This is a genomic window from Tenacibaculum pacificus, from assembly GCF_027941775.1.
Classification (GTDB): domain Bacteria; phylum Bacteroidota; class Bacteroidia; order Flavobacteriales; family Flavobacteriaceae; genus Polaribacter; species Polaribacter pacificus_A.
Genome location: NZ_CP115917.1, coordinates 852,501 through 873,470 on the forward strand (window position 1 = coordinate 852,501; position 20,970 = coordinate 873,470).

Annotated in this window: 24 protein-coding genes, 2 rRNA genes and 1 pseudogene (1 of these 27 cut by a window edge); 15 read left to right on the forward strand and 12 right to left on the reverse strand. The window is 28.2% G+C overall.

What is annotated here, in order from left to right; all coding sequences use genetic code 11:
• The 6 genes from PG913_RS03940 to PG913_RS03965 form a co-directional block, all read left to right on the forward strand.
• A 23S ribosomal RNA gene (locus PG913_RS03940) occupies positions 1 to 270 on the forward strand; it begins 2,606 nt to the left of the window's first position.
• A 105-nt stretch (positions 271 to 375) separates the two neighbouring features.
• Positions 376 to 484, forward strand: a 5S ribosomal RNA gene (rrf, locus tag PG913_RS03945).
• A gap of 333 nt (positions 485 to 817) precedes the next feature.
• The gene (locus PG913_RS03950) at positions 818 to 1,009 is read left to right on the forward strand and encodes a cold-shock protein (RefSeq protein ID WP_271231711.1); all 192 of its coding nucleotides are present in this window, start codon (positions 818 to 820) and stop codon (positions 1,007 to 1,009) included.
• Between the two features lie 216 nt (positions 1,010 to 1,225).
• Positions 1,226 to 1,417 (forward strand): cold-shock protein, encoded by a 192-nt coding sequence (locus PG913_RS03955; protein ID WP_271231712.1) that lies wholly within the window; start codon positions 1,226 to 1,228, stop codon positions 1,415 to 1,417.
• A 246-nt stretch (positions 1,418 to 1,663) separates the two neighbouring features.
• Positions 1,664 to 1,855: a cold-shock protein gene (locus tag PG913_RS03960; protein ID WP_271231713.1), complete on the forward strand. Its 192-nt coding sequence runs from the start codon at positions 1,664 to 1,666 to the stop codon at positions 1,853 to 1,855.
• A gap of 88 nt (positions 1,856 to 1,943) precedes the next feature.
• On the forward strand, positions 1,944 to 2,144 hold the full coding sequence (locus PG913_RS03965) for a YwbE family protein (protein ID WP_271231714.1): 201 nt from the start codon (positions 1,944 to 1,946) through the stop codon (positions 2,142 to 2,144).
• A gap of 50 nt (positions 2,145 to 2,194) precedes the next feature.
• On the opposite strand, the gene PG913_RS03970 is transcribed toward PG913_RS03965, so the two are convergent.
• The 3 genes from PG913_RS03970 to mtaB form a co-directional block, all read right to left on the reverse strand.
• Positions 2,195 to 3,097 carry a lytic transglycosylase domain-containing protein gene (locus PG913_RS03970; RefSeq protein ID WP_271231715.1) on the reverse strand — a complete coding sequence of 301 codons (903 nt, stop codon included), beginning with the start codon at positions 3,095 to 3,097 and terminating at the stop codon, positions 2,195 to 2,197.
• 58 nt (positions 3,098 to 3,155) lie between these two features.
• The gene (locus PG913_RS03975; RefSeq protein ID WP_271231716.1) at positions 3,156 to 3,815 is read right to left on the reverse strand and encodes an alpha/beta hydrolase; all 660 of its coding nucleotides are present in this window, start codon (positions 3,813 to 3,815) and stop codon (positions 3,156 to 3,158) included.
• 116 nt (positions 3,816 to 3,931) lie between these two features.
• Entirely contained in the window at positions 3,932 to 5,266 is a 1,335-nt protein-coding gene (gene mtaB, locus PG913_RS03980) for a tRNA (N(6)-L-threonylcarbamoyladenosine(37)-C(2))-methylthiotransferase MtaB (protein WP_271231717.1), read from the reverse strand.
• A 39-nt stretch (positions 5,267 to 5,305) separates the two neighbouring features.
• Between mtaB and PG913_RS03985 the strand changes: the two genes are divergently transcribed.
• The 6 genes from PG913_RS03985 (at position 5,306) to PG913_RS04010 (ending at position 9,230) form a co-directional block, all read left to right on the forward strand.
• Positions 5,306 to 5,812, forward strand: coding sequence for a GNAT family N-acetyltransferase (locus PG913_RS03985; RefSeq protein ID WP_271231718.1), 507 nt, complete (start codon positions 5,306 to 5,308; stop codon positions 5,810 to 5,812).
• Positions 5,809 to 6,126, forward strand: a complete 318-nt coding sequence (locus tag PG913_RS03990) for an antibiotic biosynthesis monooxygenase family protein (RefSeq protein ID WP_271231719.1) — start codon at positions 5,809 to 5,811, stop codon at positions 6,124 to 6,126. The genes PG913_RS03985 and PG913_RS03990 overlap by 4 nt, the downstream gene beginning before the upstream one ends.
• A 3-nt stretch (positions 6,127 to 6,129) precedes the next feature.
• Positions 6,130 to 6,642, forward strand: a complete 513-nt coding sequence (locus PG913_RS03995) for a PaaI family thioesterase (RefSeq protein ID WP_271231720.1) — start codon at positions 6,130 to 6,132, stop codon at positions 6,640 to 6,642.
• 31 nt (positions 6,643 to 6,673) lie between these two features.
• Positions 6,674 to 8,233 (forward strand): ABC transporter substrate-binding protein, encoded by a 1,560-nt coding sequence (locus PG913_RS04000; protein ID WP_271232127.1) that lies wholly within the window; start codon positions 6,674 to 6,676, stop codon positions 8,231 to 8,233.
• An 86-nt stretch (positions 8,234 to 8,319) separates the two neighbouring features.
• Positions 8,320 to 8,514 carry a hypothetical protein gene (locus PG913_RS04005; RefSeq protein WP_271231721.1) on the forward strand — a complete coding sequence of 65 codons (195 nt, stop codon included), beginning with the start codon at positions 8,320 to 8,322 and terminating at the stop codon, positions 8,512 to 8,514.
• Between the two features lie 11 nt (positions 8,515 to 8,525).
• Positions 8,526 to 9,230 (forward strand): coiled-coil domain-containing protein, encoded by a 705-nt coding sequence (locus PG913_RS04010; RefSeq protein ID WP_271231722.1) that lies wholly within the window; start codon positions 8,526 to 8,528, stop codon positions 9,228 to 9,230.
• A gap of 59 nt (positions 9,231 to 9,289) precedes the next feature.
• Here the strand turns inward: PG913_RS04010 and PG913_RS04015 are convergent, their stop codons facing one another.
• The 8 genes from PG913_RS04015 to PG913_RS04050 form a co-directional block, all read right to left on the reverse strand.
• Positions 9,290 to 10,441, reverse strand: a complete 1,152-nt coding sequence (locus PG913_RS04015) for a geranylgeranyl reductase family protein (protein ID WP_271231723.1) — start codon at positions 10,439 to 10,441, stop codon at positions 9,290 to 9,292.
• Positions 10,442 to 10,549: 108 nt separating this feature from the next.
• Positions 10,550 to 11,563 carry an endonuclease/exonuclease/phosphatase family protein gene (locus PG913_RS04020; protein WP_271231724.1) on the reverse strand — a complete coding sequence of 338 codons (1,014 nt, stop codon included), beginning with the start codon at positions 11,561 to 11,563 and terminating at the stop codon, positions 10,550 to 10,552.
• A gap of 4 nt (positions 11,564 to 11,567) precedes the next feature.
• On the reverse strand, positions 11,568 to 12,422 hold the full coding sequence (locus tag PG913_RS04025) for a rhomboid family intramembrane serine protease (RefSeq protein ID WP_271231725.1): 855 nt from the start codon (positions 12,420 to 12,422) through the stop codon (positions 11,568 to 11,570).
• Between the two features lie 38 nt (positions 12,423 to 12,460).
• Positions 12,461 to 13,186 carry a rhomboid family intramembrane serine protease gene (locus PG913_RS04030; protein WP_271231726.1) on the reverse strand — a complete coding sequence of 242 codons (726 nt, stop codon included), beginning with the start codon at positions 13,184 to 13,186 and terminating at the stop codon, positions 12,461 to 12,463.
• A gap of 9 nt (positions 13,187 to 13,195) precedes the next feature.
• Positions 13,196 to 15,082 (reverse strand): DNA mismatch repair endonuclease MutL, encoded by a 1,887-nt coding sequence (gene mutL, locus PG913_RS04035; RefSeq protein ID WP_271231727.1) that lies wholly within the window; start codon positions 15,080 to 15,082, stop codon positions 13,196 to 13,198.
• Positions 15,082 to 15,366, reverse strand: a complete 285-nt coding sequence (locus PG913_RS04040) for a riboflavin synthase subunit beta (RefSeq protein ID WP_271231728.1) — start codon at positions 15,364 to 15,366, stop codon at positions 15,082 to 15,084. Before PG913_RS04040 ends, mutL begins: the two co-directional genes overlap by 1 nt.
• A 181-nt stretch (positions 15,367 to 15,547) precedes the next feature.
• Entirely contained in the window at positions 15,548 to 16,054 is a 507-nt protein-coding gene (gene ribH / locus PG913_RS04045) for a 6,7-dimethyl-8-ribityllumazine synthase (RefSeq protein WP_271231729.1), read from the reverse strand.
• On the reverse strand, positions 16,054 to 16,836 hold the full coding sequence (locus PG913_RS04050; RefSeq protein WP_271231730.1) for a tetratricopeptide repeat protein: 783 nt from the start codon (positions 16,834 to 16,836) through the stop codon (positions 16,054 to 16,056). Before PG913_RS04050 ends, ribH begins: the two co-directional genes overlap by 1 nt.
• A 114-nt stretch (positions 16,837 to 16,950) precedes the next feature.
• Here PG913_RS04050 and recF point away from each other — a divergent pair.
• Together recF and PG913_RS04060 are read left to right on the forward strand one after the other, a co-directional pair.
• A pseudogene (gene recF, locus PG913_RS04055) lies at positions 16,951 to 18,028 on the forward strand (DNA replication/repair protein RecF).
• A gap of 3 nt (positions 18,029 to 18,031) precedes the next feature.
• Positions 18,032 to 18,328 carry a DUF721 domain-containing protein gene (locus PG913_RS04060; protein ID WP_271231731.1) on the forward strand — a complete coding sequence of 99 codons (297 nt, stop codon included), beginning with the start codon at positions 18,032 to 18,034 and terminating at the stop codon, positions 18,326 to 18,328.
• A 64-nt stretch (positions 18,329 to 18,392) separates the two neighbouring features.
• Here the strand turns inward: PG913_RS04060 and PG913_RS04065 are convergent, their stop codons facing one another.
• Complete coding sequence (locus PG913_RS04065; protein WP_271231732.1) at positions 18,393 to 20,039, reverse strand: M1 family metallopeptidase; 1,647 nt, start codon at positions 20,037 to 20,039, stop codon at positions 18,393 to 18,395.
• 95 nt (positions 20,040 to 20,134) lie between these two features.
• Here PG913_RS04065 and PG913_RS04070 point away from each other — a divergent pair, with 95 nt between their 5' ends.
• On the forward strand, positions 20,135 to 20,935 hold the full coding sequence (locus PG913_RS04070) for an SDR family oxidoreductase (RefSeq protein WP_271231733.1): 801 nt from the start codon (positions 20,135 to 20,137) through the stop codon (positions 20,933 to 20,935).
• Positions 20,936 to 20,970 lie beyond the last annotated feature (35 nt).

Sequence of the window (20,970 nt, forward strand, 5' to 3'; positions counted from 1 at the left end):
TCTGCTGTGGGCGTTAGAAATTTGAGTGGATTTGACTTTAGTACGAGAGGACCGAGTTGAACTAACCTCTGGTGTATCTGTTGTTCCGCCAGGAGCATTGCAGAGTAGCTACGTTGGGAAGGGATAAGCGCTGAAAGCATATAAGCGCGAAACCCACCACAAGATGAGATTTCTTTAAAGGGTCGTGGAAGATTACCACGTTGATAGGATACAGGTGTAAAGGCAGTAATGTCATAGCCGAGTATTACTAATAACCCATAGGCTTATGTAGAAGTCTTGCGCTCGAAAGGGCGCAAGCACCAACTCTTTTGATTATTTACGATATAATTTTTACCAATATGTTAACTTATACAGTTGAAATATACTGAAACGATTTAAGGTGATTATCGCAATGGGGCTCACCTCTTTCCATCCCGAACAGAGAAGTTAAGCCCATTTGCGCCGATGGTACTGCCAATGGTGGGAGAGTAGGTCGTTGCCTTTCTTTTAAACCTCAATCTATAAAGATTGAGGTTTTTTTTTGCCCTAAACTGAAATAAATAATATATAAAAAATCCTCACAAATTTTAATTTTTGTAAGGATTTTATAAAGTGTATTATAGGTTTTTAGCCCCGATTGAAGCAATTGTTTGAGCTCTTTTTTTGATTTTTCTTCAAAAAAAAGCGAGTGCGGAAAGCGGGAATAGCTTCTAATTATCTTTTTGAATAAAAAATACAATAAAACAAAATATTTTTTTTGATTTTAAAAATTTGGCATTACATTTGCATTTGAATAAACGTTGTTTACACTAAAGTAAATAACATATAATTTTTTATTATGAATAGAGGTACCGTAAAATTCTTCAATGAGTCAAAAGGATTTGGATTTATTACAGAAGAAGGATCAAACAAAGAACATTTTGTACATGTTTCAGGATTAATCGACGAAATTCGTGAGAATGACGAAGTTGAATTCGAATTACAAGAAGGAAGAAAAGGATTAAACGCTGTTGACGTAAGAGTATTATAATATATATATTATTACCAGAGTAAACTTTTTAAAGAAGCCTATCAATTTATTTTGATAGGTTTTTTGTTTTTAGAAGTTTATTATTTTAGAAAAAAGGAGTTTTAAAAACATAATAATAAAATCAAATATTTACCTCTATTTAAAAAAAAATAGTATTACATTTGCAACTCAATAAACGTTACCTGCACTTAAGTAAGTAACATACAATTTTTTATTATGAATAGAGGTACCGTAAAATTCTTCAACGAGTCAAAAGGATTTGGATTTATTACAGAAGAAGGATCAAACAAAGAACATTTTGTACGTGTTTCAGGATTAATCGACGAAATTCGTGAGAATGACGAAGTTGAATTCGAATTACAAGAAGGAAAAAAAGGATTAAACGCTGTTGACGTAAGAGTATTATAATATATATTTTATTACCAGAGTAAACTTTTTAAAAAAGCCTATCAATTTATTGATAGGCTTCTTTATTTTTATAATTTTATTAAAAAATAGACTTCTATTTCTATTGAAAAGAAGTGTAAAAAGGTGTTTTAAAAATATAATTATAATAAAATCAATTAATTACATTGATTTTGGAAATTTGGCACTACATTTGCATTACTATTAACGTTGCTATCAATTAAGTAAGCAACATATATTTTTTATATTATGAGTAAAGGTACCGTAAAGTTCTTCAACGAGTCAAAAGGATTTGGATTTATTACAGAAGAAGGATCAAACAAAGAACATTTTGTACATGTTTCAGGATTAATCGACGAAATTCGTGAGAATGACGAAGTTGAATTCGAATTACAAGAAGGAAGAAAAGGATTAAACGCTGTTGACGTAAGAGTATTATAATATATATTATTACCAGAGTAAACTTTTTAAAAGAAGCCTATCAATTTATTGATAGGTTTTCTTCTTTTTAAAAACTAAATTTATTTTTATGAAAGATGGAACAAATAGAAAAGATATCAAAATAGGAGCTTCTGTTGAAGTTGTGCAGAAAAATCATCAGAGAACAGGAGAACTAACATTAGGTATTGTTAGTAGGTTGTTAACGAACTCTGCAAATCACCCTCATGGAATTAAAGTTCAATTAACTTCTGGAATTGTAGGTAGAGTAAAAAAAGTAATAGAAAATTAGAATATTCTAATTTTCTATTACTTTTTAGTTTATTAAAAAATACTATAAAATTAATTCATTGGTATTTTTATTGTGTATGTTTTTCTACTCTTATTATTTAATCTTGATTCTCGTAGCCAAGGATTTACTATTTTTAAATCTTTATAAGTAACTTGATGCTTTTTAGCAAAATTAGTAATATTAGTTATTGTAGTATCTACTTTTACTTCGTAAGTATTAGGGTAGGTGTATAAATCATCTTGATCATATGCAAAGCCGTATTTACTAGGATTACCTAATACTTCTTTTAAAGCTAAAATTCTAAAAACATATCTACTTGTTTCACTATTTAAAAGTAAATCGTAATAGTTATCAACTTTTTGTTGCTTTAATCGTTGAGATATTCTACCATTTCCTGCATTATATGCTGCTGCAGCTAGCGTCCAAGAACCTAATTTTTTCTTAGCTCTTTTTAAATATTCAGCAGCAACTCTTGTTGATTTTTCTAAATTATAACGCTCATCTACGTTTTTATTTACTTCTAAACCATATTCACGACCAGTAGCAGGCATAAAATGCCAATATCCAGCAGCACCTTTTGATGAAGGAATATTAATCAAAGCACTTTCAGCAACACATAAATATTTAAAATCATCAGGAATACCATATTTTTTTAATAATGGCTCTATTACAGGAAAAAACTTATTAGCACGTTTAATCAATAGTAATCCGTTAGATTGCCAATAAGTATTTACTAATAATTCACGATCCATATGTTCTTTAACATCTCCTTTTTCTAAAGGAACACGCTCTCCAGCCAGTTCCATGTAGCTAGGTATTTTTAGGGCTCTAATTTCATAACTTTCGGCTACATTTTTTATTTCAGGTTCGTTTGCTTGGCTTATTGTATTTGTAAATAAGACAGCCACAAAAACAATAGTTATAAGTGATAAAAATCGGATGTATTTATTCATTTTCTTTTAATTTTTTTAGATTAATTAGTGGTTTTTTCTTTTAATTCTAACAAGTTAACTATTTAAAACATTCTTTTTCTAAAATTTTAGAAATAGTTTTAGCTTTATTTAAAATCATAATATGTGTTCCTTTTTCAATTTCAATATAATTTTGAATATATTTTGAAGGAAAAACTTCATCATCATTTCCGTGTATGTGAACTATATTTGGTAATGCTTCTTCTTGTTGCCAATGCAATACATTATAAATTGCCCATTGTAAATAGTCTTTATCTCTTACGGATAAATATACTTTATATAATTGCGCTCTTTTTTTTAAGTAATCATTAAAGAAGTAACGTTCATAGCTTTCGATATTTGCAATTATTTTAGTTGGAAAAAGTTTATAAACACCAGTTACAAATGCTAATTTTAAGGTTTTAGGAAGTTCTTTATTATTTTTGATACTTGAAATGATAACTACTTTTTTGCAATCAATAATTTTACTCATTTCTTGTACAAGTATTCCTCCAAAAGAAACACCAACTAAAATAGGGTTTTCATGATGAATATTTTCGCACATTCTTTGTGCATAACTTTGAATAGTTTCATCAATTGTTGTTGGTAATAACCATTCTAAAAAATGAAGTTCAGTATCTTCTTCGGATAAAGAAAGGTGGTCAAATATTTTGGTATTAGCTGCTAAACCTGGTACAAAGTATATTGCATTTTTTTTCATTGTTTTATGTATTTATCATCTTTTAAAATATTTATAATCTATTATTAACGAAAAAATATTCGTCAATAATAGATTATAATAAATTTATAAAAAAGATTGAATAATCTACTTACAATTTAAGAAATAACATTGTTTTTAACAAAGTTAAAACGTACTAAACCGTCTTCGTCAATTTTAGTTAAAGTAACGGTGTGTAAGGTATTTACTAATTCAGGATTCCAAGGAGTCTTAACTTTTACATAATTTTGTGTAAAACCATGAATATATCCTTCTTTATTTTCACTTTCAAATAAAGCCGTTAAGGTGTTTCCTATTTGAGTTTCATAAAATGCTCTACGTTTTTTAACAGATAAACCACGTAACATTTTACTTCGTTTTGCTCGTACATTTTTAGGAACTATTCCGTCCATGCCAACAGCTTCTGTATTTGGTCTTTCAGAATATGTAAATACATGTAAATAGGAAATATCCATTTCGTTCAAGTAATTATAAGTTTCTAAAAATAACTCATCTGTTTCTCCAGGAAAACCAACAATAACATCAACACCTATACAGGCATTAGGCATTACTTCTTTTATTCGAGTAACTCTATTTGTGTATGTTTGGGTTAAGTAACGACGTTTCATTCTTTTCAATAATTCATCACTACCAGATTGTAACGGAATGTGAAAATGAGGAACAAAAGTTTTAGATTTAGCAACAAAATCAATTGTTTCATCTTTTAATAAATTAGGTTCAATAGAAGAAATACGTAAACGTTTAATTCCTTCAACATCATCTAATTCTTTAACTAATTCTAAAAAAGTATGTTCGTGTTTTTTATTTCCGAATTCACCTTTTCCATAATCACCAATATTAACGCCAGTTAACACGATTTCTTTAATTCCTTTTTCAGAAATTTCTTTGGCATTTTTTAAAACATTATCTAAAGTATCCGATCTAGAAATACCACGAGCTAACGGAATTGTACAATAAGTACATTTATAATCACAACCATCTTGCACTTTTAAAAATGCACGGGTACGATCACCAATAGAATAAGCGCCAACATAAGAATCTGCTTCTTCAATTTCACACGAGTGAACCTCGCCAATATCATTTTTGGTTAAATCGTTAATATAACTAGTTACATTAAATTTTTCGGTAGCTCCTAATACTAAATCAACTCCATTTACATTGGCTAATTCTTCAGGTTTTAATTGTGCATAACAACCAACCCCAATTATAAAAGCATCCTCATTTTGTTTTAAAGCATTTTTTACAATCGATTTAAAACGTTTATCAGCATTATCTGTAACCGAACAGGTGTTAATTACATAGATTGCTGCTTTTTGATCAAAGTCAACACGTTCAAAACCTTCACTCTCAAAATTTCGAGCAATTGTTGAAGTTTCAGAAAAATTTAATTTACATCCTAAAGTATAAAAAGCTACTTTTTTATCTGCGTTCATTCTTGTACATTTATCAACTACAAAATTACAATTTTATTCATGATTTTTGAAACGGAAAGATTACTCATTAGAAAACTTATTTTTACAGACTTAAAACCTTTTCATTGCCTAGAAAGTAACCCTTTAGTTTTGCAATATGCAACAGGTGAGGTTAAAACAATTTTAGAATGTGAAAAAGAATTAATCACGTTAATAAATAAATATGAAAAACCAAGCAATGATTTTTTTATTTATGCAATAGAAAGAAAATCGGATGGTCATTTTATAGGTACTTTAGGTTTAATTAAAGATGTTGAAAATAAAGAAGATGATGAAATTGGTTATCGATTTATTCAAGAATATTGGGGTAAAGGTTATGCTACTGAATTATGTGAAGGATTGATTGGTTATTGTAAATCCGTAGGAATGAAAAAAATTATAGCGTATGTTATTGATAAAAATATTGCTTCTAGTAAAATTTTAAAACGTTTTAATTTTAAAGTAGTTAAAAATTCAATAAGTGATGATATTGGCTTACCTGAAACAAAATATGAATTAAATTTATGATAGAAGATTCTTTAAATCCGCCATATTATGCGGTTATTTTTACAACAGTATTATCTGATAATTTAAACGGATATGATGCGATGGCAATTAAAATGGAATCCCTCGCAAAACAACAAAAAGGATATTTAGGCATTGAATCTGCTCGTTCAGAAGTAGGAATTACCGTTTCATACTGGGAAGATTTGGATGCAATTGTTCAGTGGAAAAATAATATTGAACATATGGAAGCTAGAGAAATGGGAAGAGAACAATGGTATAAAAAATATCAATTGCGAATTTGTAAAGTAGAACGTGAATATGGATTTAATAAGTAATAAATGTACGCAACAATTTCAAGAATTTTAAGTAGTTTTTTTAAACAAAATACTATTTTTAAATATGGTTTTAATATTTCTCCGATGTACCGAAGGTCAACTGGTAAAATAATGAGTGTTTCTGATGATTTATTAACCGTAAAAATAAAAATTCCGATTAGTTATAAGAACAAAAATTATGTCGGTACTATTTTCGGAGGAAGTTTATTTTCAGCTACGGATCCTATTTTTATGATTCAATTGATGAATATTTTAGGAAAAAACTATGTTGTTTGGGATAAAAGTGCCGAAATTAAATTTAAAAGACCAGCACGCGAAACATCATATGTTAATTTTATTTTTACAGATGCTGAAATTCAACAAATAAAACAACGTGTAATCGATGAAAAAGAAATCGATTTAAAAAAAGAGCTCAAAATAACCAATAAAAATACTTCCATTACTTATGCTGAAGTTTTTAAAACGATATACATTGCAGATAAATCATATTACAAAAATAAAAGAAAGCAAGCATAATTATTTCATTTTATTCGTTCTTTTTATAGGGATGTATTCCTGTACTAAACAAACGAGTAAATTTACCGATAGACAAGTTTTTCGCTATAATGAACATTCAAATATTACTTCGTTAGATCCTGCTTTTGCTAAAGATCAACGCAATATTTGGGCAGTAAATCAGTTATTTAATGGTTTGGTTCAGTTAGATGATAGTTTACAGATTCAGCCAGATATCGCTAAAAAATGGTCTATTTCTGAAGATGGAAAAACCTATAAATTTACGTTAAGAAACGATGTGAAATTTCATAAGCATAGTTTATTTGGTAAAGACTCAACAAGAAGTGTTATTGCTACGGATTTTAAATATTCATTAGATAGATTATTATCAAAAAAAGTAGCTTCACCAGGTGGTTGGGTTCTTCAAAATGTAAAAAACTTTAAAGCCGAAAACGATTCTATTTTTACTATTAATTTAAAACAAGCTTTTCCGCCTTTTTTAGGATTATTAGCAATGAAATATTGTTCGGTAGTTCCTAAAGAAGCAGTCGATTATTTTGGAAATTCATTTAGAGCAAACCCGATTGGAACTGGTGCTTTTCAATTTAAATTATGGGTTGAAAATACGAAGTTAGTTTTTCGTAAAAATCTGTTATATTTTGAAAAAGATATAAAAGGAAATAACTTACCATATTTAGAAGCTGTTGCAATTACTTTTTTACCAGACAAACAAAGTGAATATTTACAGTTTATTCAAGGGAATCTTGATTTTATGAAAAGTTTAGATGCTTCTTATAAAGATGATATTTTAAATATTGATGGTAGTTTTAAAAAAAAACATATTGATAAAATAGTAAAGAAAACAGGTGCATATTTAAATACAGAATATCTAGGCATTTATTTAGATGGAAGTGATGAGTATCCTACAAAATCTAAATTAATTCGTAAGGCTATAAATTATGGATTTGATCGTGTTAAAATGATTAAATTTTTACGTAACGGAATTGGAATACCTGCCACAAGTGGATTTATTCCTAAAGGTTTACCTTCATTTAATAATCAAAAAGGGTATTCTTATCAACCAGAAAAAGCAAGAGCTTTAATTACTAAATATATTAAAGAAACAGGCGATAAAAATCCTGAAATTACAATTACTACAAATGGTAATTATTTAGATTTATGCGAATTTATACAACGACAATTACAAAATATTGGTTTACAAATAAAGGTTGATGTAATTCCGCCTTCAACTTTAAGACAAGGAAAAGCAAATGGTAAATTGCCTGTTTTTAGAGCTAGTTGGATTGCTGATTATCCTGATGCTGAAAATTATTTATCGTTATTTTATAGTGAAAATTTTATTCCTAATGGACCAAATTATACACACTTTAAAAATGATAAATTTGATGCTTTATATGAAGAATCAATAAAAGAAGTTGATATAAAAAAGAGATATAAATTATATCAAAAAATGGATAGTATTATTATTGAAGAAGCACCAATTGTTCCTTTATATTATGATGAGGTAATTCGATTTAGTCAAAAAAATATACAAGGATTGGGAATTAATCCTATTGATATGTTGCATCTTAAAAATGTTTATAAAAACTAGGATTGATATCTTTTAAATAATAAAATTATAACATTAGGTTATTATTTGCAAAGTATTTTTATTTATCTTATCAAAAATAATTTTTTATGAAAAATATAATCTTAATAGCATCGGCATTATTTTTATTTTCGACAGCTTGCGTAGACAAGAAATCAGAAGATAATAAAAAGCAAAATTTAGAATTGAATAAAGAAGTAGAAAAGGTAGATAAAGAAGTAGAGTCTTTAGAAAAAGAAGCTAAAGAAATTGATCAATCTTTAAATGAATTAGATAACTTATAAAAAATACAGAGATGAACTTATCAAAATATTTATTAGTAGTAGTATTAATTGCATTTGTAGGAGTAGGTAATGCTCAAAAATCTAAAGGATCTGAAATAAAAGAAGCACGTAAAGAAAAGAGACAACAGAAAAAAGTTGAAATGAAAGCTAAGCGTGAAGAAATGAAAGCTACACGATTGGAAGTTAAAGATCAAAAAGAAGTATTAAAGCTTAAAAAGCAAGAGCTTAAAGCAGATAAAAAAGAGTTAAAAGCTGAGCGTAGAGCTATTTTAGGAGAGCATAAAGAAAAAATGAAAAATATGACTTCTGAAGAAAGAAAGGCGTATTTAAAAAATAACCCTAAATTAAAAGAAAAACTTAAGAATCATAAACAAGCTGTAAAAGGAAAAAAAGAAGCGTTAAAGAAAAAACAAGCAGATTTTAAAAATGAAAAGGCTAATTTTATCCAAAGTAAAATAAATAATAAAAAAGAAAAATTATCTTTTTACGAAAAAAGAAGTACTAATGCAGCTGATAAAATTAAAAGAACAAAAGAACGTTTATCTGCTAAAAAAGAATCAGGAGAAATAACCGAAGCTGAGTATAATGAGAAAATAGCTAAAGTTACCAAGATTCAAGAGAAACTAAAAAAGCACGAAGCAAGAGTTTTAAAAGTGAAATCTAGTCTTAAAAAGAATGAAGAGAAATTAAATAAGCTTAATACTAGAAAAGAATAATAATTCTTTTTTTCTGTAATAAATAAAAAAGGACGTTTATATAAACGTCCTTTTTTTATTTATTTTTCTGATAAAGAAACTAACGATGTTATTTTATTTTTTATAGATTGTTTAATGTTTTTCGGATAAGAACGTTTTCCATGAAAAACATCAGCCATTGCTTCACTAAAATGTTGACCATATTTTTTAAGTACCATATTACGAAGCGTTTTTTGTTCGTAAAACCATTTAGATAAATACAATCCTGTTTCTAATTCTGGAAGTAATTTTTCTGCTAATTTTTCTAAGTATAATTTTTCTGATTTTTCAGAGTCTAAATTTGCTTCAATAATTGCTTCAGCAACTAATTTACCACTGTAAATAGCATTTGAAATTCCTTCGGCAGTAACAGGGTCGGCAAAACCAGCGGCATCACCAATTAGAAAAACATTGTTCTTGACAAAACCATCTGTTCTTGGAGCAACAGGAATTTGAAAACCATGTTGCGATTCACTAAGAATAGTAGTAATTCCGATTGTTTTTAAATATTCAGTATAATATTCTTTTAAATTTATTTTCGTTCTACGAGCAGAAGCAACACCAATAGATAAATGATTTTTCTTAGGGAAATTCCAAGCATATCCATAAGGAATCGCATCGATATCAAAACGAACTTCGTCTTTTAAACGATTAAAATCTTCTTCAGGAACTTCTACTTCATATTCTAAAGCAGGAATTAACTTTCGAGTATCTTCTTTCCACCCTGCCATTTTAGCAGTAGGACTTAAAGCGCCATCAGCAGCAATTACAAATTTTGCAGAAATTTCTCCTTGAGAGGTTTCTAAAATTATTTTATCTTCAGAAAAATTTAGCTTTTTTAGCTTATGATCTTCCAATAAGGTAACTCCAAATTCTTTGGCTTTTTTTACAATTAAATGATCGAAAGAATCTCTCATAATCATTGTAACGGTAGGATCTTCTCTGTGGGTTTTAAAATGTAATTTTTCACCTAAATAAATATCTATTGTATGAAATTCTCGTTCAATAACTGAAGAGATATCAAAAGGTAAATCTTTACGACCTCTAAAAACAAAACCACCTCCACAGGTTTTATAGCGAGGTAATGTTTCTTTTTCTATTAAGACGGTTGAAATTCCGTTTTTAGCTAAGTAAAAAGCAGTTGAAGCCCCAGAAGGACCACTACCAATAATAGCTACATCAAAGTGTTTCATAGTTAGTTTTTAAAAAGCAATATACGTATTACTAGTGGTTTTTAAATTTTTGTATGATGAAAATGATATAATTATTTTTTAGAGTATAAATTAAAAGTCTATTAAAAACTACCAGTGTAAACGTGTCATAATAGGATAGTGGTCAGATAATTTAAGTGAACTATATGTTTTGTATTGATTTATGGTGGCTTTATTATCAGGTAAAATAAAATCAATTCGCATTGGATATGCATATCTAAATGATTTACCTAAACCAATTCCAGCTTCTAAAAAGGCATCTTGTTTATCTTTAGATAATTTTTGATATATCCAAGAATATGCAGTATTATTAAAATCGCCACATATAATTTTTTTCTTTTTCCAAGAATACTCGTGTTGTAAAATTAATTCAGTTTGTGATACTTGTTTTTCAAAACCATTTGCTAAACGTTTAAATAAACGTTCAGAATCTTTTTCACCAAAATTTTCTTTATTCGGATTTACTTTTAATGATTCTAAATGAACATTATATACACGTATTGTATCATTATTTTTAACAATATCTACAAAAATAGTATTGTTTGAACTTTTTTTAAAGTTTAAAGAACCTGAATTTATAATAGGATATTTAGAATAAATAGCAAGTCCAAATTTATCTGCTTTAGATTTTGTTTTAATGTATTTATAAGGGAGTTTTATATCTAATAATTCTGATAGATAAAACTCTTGCATAGCAATAACATCAGGATTTTCATTATTAATAAATTCGTATATTTTTTGTTCAGTAGTAATATCATCAAGATGTTTGTAATAATTAAATAAACGAACATTGTAGCTCATTACTTTTAAATCATTATTTAAAACAGTTTCTTTATTTGAAAATATTACAAGAGGAGTAGATATAAACCATCCGATGACTAATATTAATAATGATAATAATGCGTATTTATGAACTTTAAGTAACCAATATATAAAGAAACCTATATTTAAAATAATTAATAAAGGTACAAATAAACTAAAAACAGCAACAGCAGGAATTATTTGAGGAGATACGTAAGGTAAAGCATATGAAAGTAACAAAACAGTTGCAAAAACTGAATTGATAAAAAATAATAACTTTTGTACAATCGAATATTTTTTCATTTAATTATTTACCTTGTTTAAATAAAAACTCTTTTTCGGTTTGGGTTAAGGTGTCATAGCCAGATTTACTTATTTTATCTAAAACAGCGTCAACTTCTTGTTGATTTATTGTTTTTTGAAAAACTCTAGTAGTTGGTTTTTTACCAGATTTATAAACTGTTTTTAAAGGTTTTTCTTTTTTATCGAACAATTTATTAACTGTTTTTTTAGTTTTAAAAATTGTTATTTTTTTATTACTTGCTTTTGTAACATATAAAAAACCAAATAAAGCTCCACCTATATGTGCTAAGTGTCCACCAGCATTATCAGTAGGTATTTGTAATATGTCGATAATAACCCAAATAGAAGCTAACTGCCATAATTTAACATAGCCAATTAAAGGAATTTTTAATTCATAATTAGGCATATAAGTGGCACTTCCTATAAAAATAGCCGAAATACCTGCGGATGCACCTAATAAAATACTATTATTGGTAACTTGTTGTAAAATTGGAATAAAACTATAACTAGTAATAAAAATAATACCTCCAAATAATGTTCCTAAAAAATAGAAATTAAGTAGTTGTTTTGATGTAAAATATTGTTTAAAAAAATGACCTATATAAAATAAAGCAAACAAGTTTGATAAGATATGAATAAAGCTAGTGTGTACAAATCCATAGGTAATAATTGTCCATGGTTTTGATAAAAAATCATCAAAATTAGCAGGTAAAGAAAACCATTGAACAATAAAACTATTATTTGATTGAAATATATTGGTCATAAAAACCAGTATATATACAGCAAGATTTATATAGATTAATTGCTCTACAATACCTGCATTTTTAAATCGATATTTTAAGGTATTTAAAATTTCCATTAGTTTTATTTTTCTTAAACGCAATTTAATATACTAAATTAATGAGTTTTCTCTTGATTTTTTTTCCAATACCAAGCGATGATAAAACCAATAATAGCACCTCCAACATGTGCAAAATGAGCAATATTACCAATAGAATATTTTGTTACACCAAAAAATAAATCACCAGCAATCATTAAAGGGATAAAATATTTTGCAGCAATTGGTACTGGGAAAAATATCAAAGCTAGTTTTGCATTAGGAAACATTAATCCAAAGGCAACTAAAATACCATAAACAGCTCCTGATGCACCAACAGCTGGTGTATGATACAAGCTGTAAAATTCACTCATTTTTTCATTAGAAAGTGTAATTAAAGTATCGTTATATTGTCCTGTATTTAAAAGTGTTTTTATTTCAATAGGTGATATTCCTAAGTTAATTAACTGCTCATAAATTCCGCTAAACTGATAATAATTAACAAGCGTATATATTAAACCCGCACCTATACCTGCTGAAAAATAAAAGAAAATGAATTTATTTTTACCCCACATTTGTTCTAAAGGAGTACCAAAAGCCCATAAAGCATACATGTTAAAAATTAAATGCATAGGACTTCCATGCATAAAAATATGTGTAACATATTGCCAAGCTCCAAAATGTTCGTTCTCAGGATAATGTAATGCGAAAATATTTGTTACATCTAAATTTAAAAGCTGTGGTGCAAAATACATAATCACGTTAATGATTATTAAATGCTTTATAGCATCGGTTATTTTAGCCATAATTATTTTTTATTTATTGAAAATGGTATCAATTTCGTTTAAGGTTAATGTTTTAAACGTAGGTTTACCAAATGGTGATGTGTTAGGCTCTCTGCAAGAAAATAAATCATTTACTAAGTTTTCTTGTTCTTTAATAGATAATACTGTTCCTGTTTTTAGTGCTAATGATTTTGCAAAAGATTTTGCCATTACATCAAAATGACTAAAACTAGCATCAGGCACTTCTAATTTAATATCGTCTAATAATTCTTCTAAAATTAAGGTGATTTGACTCTCACTAATTGAAGTCGGTATTCCACGAATAATAACACTTTCTTTTGTAAATTCATCAAACATAAAACCAGCACTTTCTAAATCTGATTTTATAGTATAAATCATTTCTATATCTGATTTAGAAAAAGAAATATTTACAGGAAATAATAATTGTTGACTACTAGCTTCTTTAACAGTAATGTTTTCTAAAAATTCTTCGTATAAAATACGTTGGTGTGCTAGTGATTGATTGATTAAAACGACACCTGATTTAATAGAACTTAATAAATATTTTTTTTGAATTTGAAAGGTTTTACCCGTTTCTGTTTCTTGATGAGACTCAAAAAGTTGTTCTTGTTTTGTATTGTCTATCGATTTATTATTGGTGTATAAAGCTTCCCAATCGCCTGTATCTTTTTTGAAATTAGATTGATAACTTACAGAATTTGAATCACTCGACTTGTTTGAAATATTTTGTTCGTTTGAGTAATTTGAAGTATCAGGTTTTTCTTGATAACTTGGAGATGCTGTAAACGGATTAAAATTATGATCCACAGTAATTGGAGGGAGTTTAGATGAATCCGAAGACTTTTTGCTATAATCATACGGCGTATCTAAATTTGCATCTCTGCTAAAATCTAAGGCAGGCGTTACATTATATTGTCCTAAGCTATGTTTAATTGTTGCACGTAAAATAGCATATAATACTTTTTCGTTATCAAATTTAATTTCCGTTTTTGTCGGATGTATATTAATATCGATGCTATTTGGTGGTACTTCTAAATATAAAAAATAAGAAGGATGTGACCCACTTTCTAACAAACCTTCAAAAGCCATTACAACCGCATGGTTTAAATATGAACTTTTGATAAAACGATTATTTACAAAAAAGTACTGTTCACCACGTTTTTTCTTTGCAAATTCAGATTTTGTCGTAAAACCTCTTATCGAAAGAATATCCGTTTGTTCAGAAATTGGAACTAATCGTTCGTTCATTTTATTACCAAAAACAGCAACAATTCTTTTACGTAAATTGCTTTTTTTAAGGTGATAAAGTTCCGTATCGTTGTGTTGTAATAAAAAAGAAATATCAGGATGCGCTAAAGCGACTCTTTGAAATTCATCTACAATATGACGAGTTTCAATACTATCAGATTTTAAGAAATTCCTACGTGCAGGAATATTATAAAATAAGTTTTTAACTGCAATACTTGTTCCTTTTGAAGTTGAAATACTTTCTTGAGAAACAATTTTACTTCCTGCTATTTTTATAAAAGAACCAAGTTCTTCGTTTTCTTGTTTTGTTTTTAACTCTACATGTGCAATTGCAGCAACAGAAGCTAAAGCTTCACCTCTAAAACCTTTGGTATTCAAGTTAAATAAATCTTGAGCATCTCTAATTTTTGAAGTTGCATGACGCTCAAAACTTAATCGAGCATCTGTAATACTCATTCCTTTACCGTCATCAATTACTTGAATTAAAGTTTTACCAGCATCTTTTATTAAAAGTTTTATAGTACTTGCACCTGCATCAATTGAATTTTCGACTAACTCTTTAACTACAGAGGCAGGACGTTGTACTACTTCACCAGCAGCAATTTGATTTGCAACATGATCAGGGAGTAATTGTATGATGTCAGACATTAGTTATTTTTTGATAAAAAGATAGAAAGATCGAAATCGATAAAAAACAAGAATAAAAGTATAAAAAAAGCAACTAAAATGATAATAGTACTATTAAAACCGCCATTTTCAGAGTTTTTAAATTCATTGATAGCCATTGTAAATTTTCCTTTTAAGCCTTTTGATTTACCAACAGTAGTACGGTATTTATCAAACTTATGTTTTACTTGATAGGGATTACCCTCGCCTTTGTAGTAAGTAGGTTTGTAATCGAATTTTTTATTTTCCTTTTTAATAAATCCCATAGTCACTGCTTTTGAATACTGAAGTGTAACAACAATCACACCAAATTAAGACGAAACTCAAAGTTACTGAATTATGAATTAATTGTCAAAAATTAAGGCTAAATTAAAGTTAAAAAAGAACCAAAAGGTATAATACCTTGGTTCTTTTTTATATAAATCTTTTAAATGTTTTTTTAAGGGTTTAAAACCCTAAAGAATTAGAAGGTTTATCTAAGTTTTTAAGAGCTGCCATTTTAACAGCTGCAATGGCACATTCAATACCTTTATTACCTAGTTTTCCACCAGACCTATCTAATGATTGTTGTTTTGTATTATCTGTTAATACACAAAAAATTACAGGAACATCATATTTAATGTTCAAATCTACAATACCTTGTGTAACACCTTCGCATACAAAATCAAAGTGTTTTGTTTCTCCCTGAATTACATTTCCAATGGCAATAACTGCATCTACTTTTTGAGATTCAATCATTTTTTTACATCCGTAAACTAATTCAAAACTTCCAGGAACATCCCAAGAAATAATATTGTTTTTTTCTGCTCCACAATCTAAAAATGCTTCAATAGCACCTTTGTGTAGGTTTTCTGTAATTTCAGGATTCCATTCTGAAACAACAATCCCAAATCGAAAAGATTTCGCATTTGGGATTGAAGCTTTATCGTAATATGATAAATTTGTTGTTGCCATTATTGAGCGTATTTTGCGCTATTGATATATTTTTCAATATCTTTACCTTGATCGGTAGTAGCATATTTTTCTTTGATGCTTGTGTATAATTTTTCAGCTGTATTATATTCCTTTAAAGCCATTGCAGTTTGTGCTGCTTTGAATAAAAATAAAGGAGAAGTAAAGTCGTTACTTTTCTTTTTAGCTGCTTTTTGATAATAAGCTAAAGCATCTTCTGGTTGATTGATATCAGCAAAAGCATCACCAATAGCACCTAAAGCTGTAGGACCTAATAATTCATCTTCAGAACTAAAATTACTTAAATACTCAATCGCTTCTTCGTATTTTTTCATCTTTAAGAAAGAAATACCAGCATAATAATTTGCTAAATTCCCTGCTTTAGTTCCGCTAAATTCACTAGCAATATCTGTAAAACCATATTTTCCATCACCACCAGTTAGAGCAGTATTGTATAAAGCATCCGCGGCAGTACCTGCTGAAGTTGTTGCTTTATCAAAAAATGTTCTTGGATATGCTAATTCATTAGAAGCCTCTTGTTCATTTGGCTCAGAAATAAATGTAGTGTAAGCTAAATATCCTAAAATTACAGCAGCAACTGTTACTAATCCTAAAAATAAAGGTTTGCTGTTTTTTTCAATCCATTCCTCTGATTTATTCGCTGTATCATCTAAAGTATTAAATACTTCAGCTGTTGTACTTTGCGATTCATCAAAGTTTTCTTCAACTTCTTCTACAATCTTTTCTTTTTTAGGTTTGTATCCTCTTTTCTTATATGTAGCCATAATTGCTTAAAAATTTGTGGAACAAAAATAGCTTTTTAAATTGGATTTTAAAAATTGATTTTTTAGCTAAAAAAAACATAATTTGCGCTTTCTTTTTTGAAACAATTTTCATTCATGTACTTGCAAAAAATATCATTAGTAAATTTTAAGAATATTGAAACTCAATCTTTTGATTTTCAGAAGAAAATAAACTGTTTTGTAGGTAATAATGGTATTGGTAAAACCAATGTATTAGATGCTATTTATTATTTATCTTTTGCAAAAAGTTATTTTAATTCGGTTGCTGGACAGAATATTAGGCATGGTCAAGATTTTTTTATGATTGAAGGAACTTATCAATTAAATGACAGAAAAGAGAAGATTTTATGTTCTTTAAAAAGAGGTCAAAAAAATATTAAAAAGAAATGATAAAGCTTACGAGAAATTCTCAGAGCATATTGGGCAGTTACCACTTGTTATTATTTCGCCTGCGGATAGAGATTTAATTGTAGAAGGAAGCGAAACACGCCGAAAATTTATTGATGGTGTTATTTCTCAACAAGATAAAACTTATTTACAATGCTTAATTTTTTACAATAAAGTTATTAGTCAACGAAATGCTTTGTTAAAATATTTTGTTGCAAACAGAACTTTTGATTCCTTAAATTTAAAAGTATATGATGAACAATTAGTGGAATACGGAACCGTTATTCATCAAAAAAGAAAAGCATTTTTAGAAGAGTTTTTGCCTATTTTTAATGAGAAACATCAAATTATATCAGGCGCAAAAGAAAAAGTAAATTTAGGTTATAAAAGTCAATTAAATGATGCATCTTTAACTGATTTGTTTGCTAAAAGTTTAGAAAAAGATAGGATGTTACAATATACATCATCAGGAATTCATAAAGATGATTTGAGTTTTGAAATTGGAGAATATCCAATTAAAAAATTTGGTTCGCAAGGACAACAAAAATCGTACTTAATTGCCTTGAAATTAGCGCAGTTTGAGTTTATTAAAAAGCAATCAAAAGTAACACCTATTTTATTATTAGATGATATTTTTGATAAATTAGATGAAAATAGAGTCGCACAAATTGTAGCTTTGGTAAATAATGATGCTTTTGGACAAATTTTTATAACCGATACACATTTTGATAGAACGGAAAGCGTGCTTAAAAATAGTAATCAAGAATATCAAATTTTTAAATTGTAAAATATGGCAAAAAAAGAAAAAGACAGTTTTTTAATTAAAGATTTATTAGGAAGTTATATAGAAAAGGGAAGTTTAAATAAAGGTTTTCAGAAAATGCGTATTTCCGAAGCTTGGGTAAAGTTAATGGGCGCAGGTGTGGCATCTTATACAGGCGATATAAAATTACAAAACGGAACTTTAATAGTTCGTTTATCATCTTCTGTTTTAAGGGAGGAATTAGGTTACGGAAAAGATAAAATCATCAGAATGATTAATGAAGAAATGGGCGCTGATATTGTAAAGAAATTAATGTTGGTGTAATTTTTTTAATCGATAAAAACAAAAAACTCGTTACGATGGTAACGAGTTTTTTTGTTGTAATGTTTTATTTTAAATCTTTAATATTCACATAAAAATTTTCATCAACAGTAATTTTATCCGAAGAAATTGTTGTGGTTTGCCAATTTTTAGTAGGTATTAATTGTTGAGTTTTTTTATCAACTAAAATATTTAGAGGCATATTAAAACCTTCAATTACATTATTCCAACGATATGAAATTTTATTATTATTGATTTTATATTCAAAAACAGGAATTTTAACGGTACGTAAATACTGATTAAAAATACAAGTTAAATCTAATCCTGATTGTTCAATTAAATAGTTTTCAACTTGTTTTGTATTTACTGTTTGATGATAAAAAACCGAATTTAATCCACGTAAAACTTGTCGCCATTTTTTATCATTATTAATTAAAGTTCTAATGGTGTGTAGCATATTTGCACCTTTATAATACATATCTCCAGAACCTTCGCTATTTACATCGTATTGCCCAATAATAGGAATATCATTTTGAATACTTTTACGAGTTCCAATTACATATTCAGAAGCTGCTTTTTTACCGTAATAATAATCTAAAAACAAACTTTCAGAATAAGCTGTAAAACTCTCATGAATCCACATATCTGCAATATCAATATTTGTAATGTTATTGGCAAACCATTCGTGTCCAGATTCATGAATAATAATAAAATCGAATTTTAAACCCCAACCAGTTTTTGATAAATCACGTCCTAAATAACCATTTTGATACTTATTTCCGTAAGTAACCGAACTTTGATGTTCCATCCCTAAATAAGGTGCTTCAACTAATTTGTATCCGTCTTTATAAAAAGGATATTTCCCAAACCAATATTCAAAAGCTTTCATCATTTTAGGCGCATCTTTAAACTGCTTTTTTGCTTTTGATAAATTATCTCGTAATACGTAATAATCCATATCTAAAAGACCAGCTTCACCATTATATTTTTCTGAAAAATGAACATAATCACCAATATTTACATTTACGCCATAGTTATTAATCGGATTATTTACAAACCAATGATAGGTTGTAGTATTGTCTTTATGTTGTTCTGTTTTACGTAATTTTCCGTTAGAAACATTCATCAAGTTTTTAGGAACACGCACGCTAATTGCCATACTATCTACTTCATCGTACATGTGATCTTTGTTTGGCCACCAAACACTTGCGCCCAAACCTTGGCAAGAAGTAGCTACAAAATGATTTCCGTTGTTATCTTTTTTCCATGTAAAACCACCATCCCAAGGCGCATTTTTAGCTACTTTCGGATGCCCTTTGTAGTAAATATCTAATGAATGAACAGAGCCTACTTTTTGATGCTTTTTTAAATGAATAAAATGAGCATTTCCATCAGAAACTACTTTTAATTTTTTTCCATTCTGAATTACTTTCGTAATTTTTAAAGGAGCTTGTAAATCAATTTGTAAAATAAGACTGGGTTTTAAAACGGTGTATTGTACCGTATTTTTTCCGCTGATAAATTTTTTATCAGGATTTACAGTAATATCTAAATGATAGTAGGTTAAATTCCACCAAATTCTTTCAGGCGTAATTGTGCCACGTAAACTATCTTGACGTGTAAAATTTTTGGTTTCATCAAATAAGGAAGTCTGTGCTAATACATTACAACTGATAAGAAGTAATAAACCGTTAATTATTAATTTTTTACTCATAATAAATCTATTCTTAAATAAGAATTGCAAAGATAAGTGATTAAACTCTTTCTTTATTATGGTGAACTTTCTGATATTTGTATAAAATTAGGTCAATGTCAAAAGTTATATTAATAACAGGTGCTTCTTCTGGAATCGGAAAAGCAATTGCAACATATTTACACGATAAAAATTATACAGTTTACGGAACTAGTAGAAATTCAAATAAATTGAAGTCACCTTTTTCTATGGTTGCTTTAGATGTTACAGATGCTTCTACAATACAAACCGCAATTGATACCGTTATACAAAAAGAGGGTAGGATAGATGTATTAATAAATAATGCAGGAAAAGGAATTACAGGGTCAATTGAAGATACACCAACTGATGAAATGCGCGCTAATTTTGATACCAATTTTTTTGGAGCTATTGATGTTGTAAAAGCCGTATTACCACAAATGAGAAAGCAAAAATCAGGAGTTGTAATTAACGTAACTTCTATTGCTGGATACATGGGATTGCCGTTTAGAGGAATTTATTCTGCAAGTAAAGGCGCTTTAGAATTGGTTACAGAAGCCTTGAGTATGGAAGTTAAAAGCTTTGGAATTAAGATGATTAATGTTGCGCCAGGAGATTTTGCTACGAATATTGCCGCAGGAAGATATCATACGCCAGTTTATGAAGATTCTGCTTACAAACAAAAGTATTCTGAAAACTTAGCAGTAATTGATGGTGATGTTAATTCAGGAATGAATCCGATAGTAATGGCAAAAGCAATACATCAAATTATTGAAAATAAGAATCCGAAAATACATTACAAAATCGGCGGTTTTATGGAGAAATTTTCCATCGTTTTAAAACGAATATTGCCAGATAAAATGTATCAAAAATTATTAATGAACCATTATAAATTGTAAATTTGCAAGTAATATTCTGCAAAGTCAAAAATAGG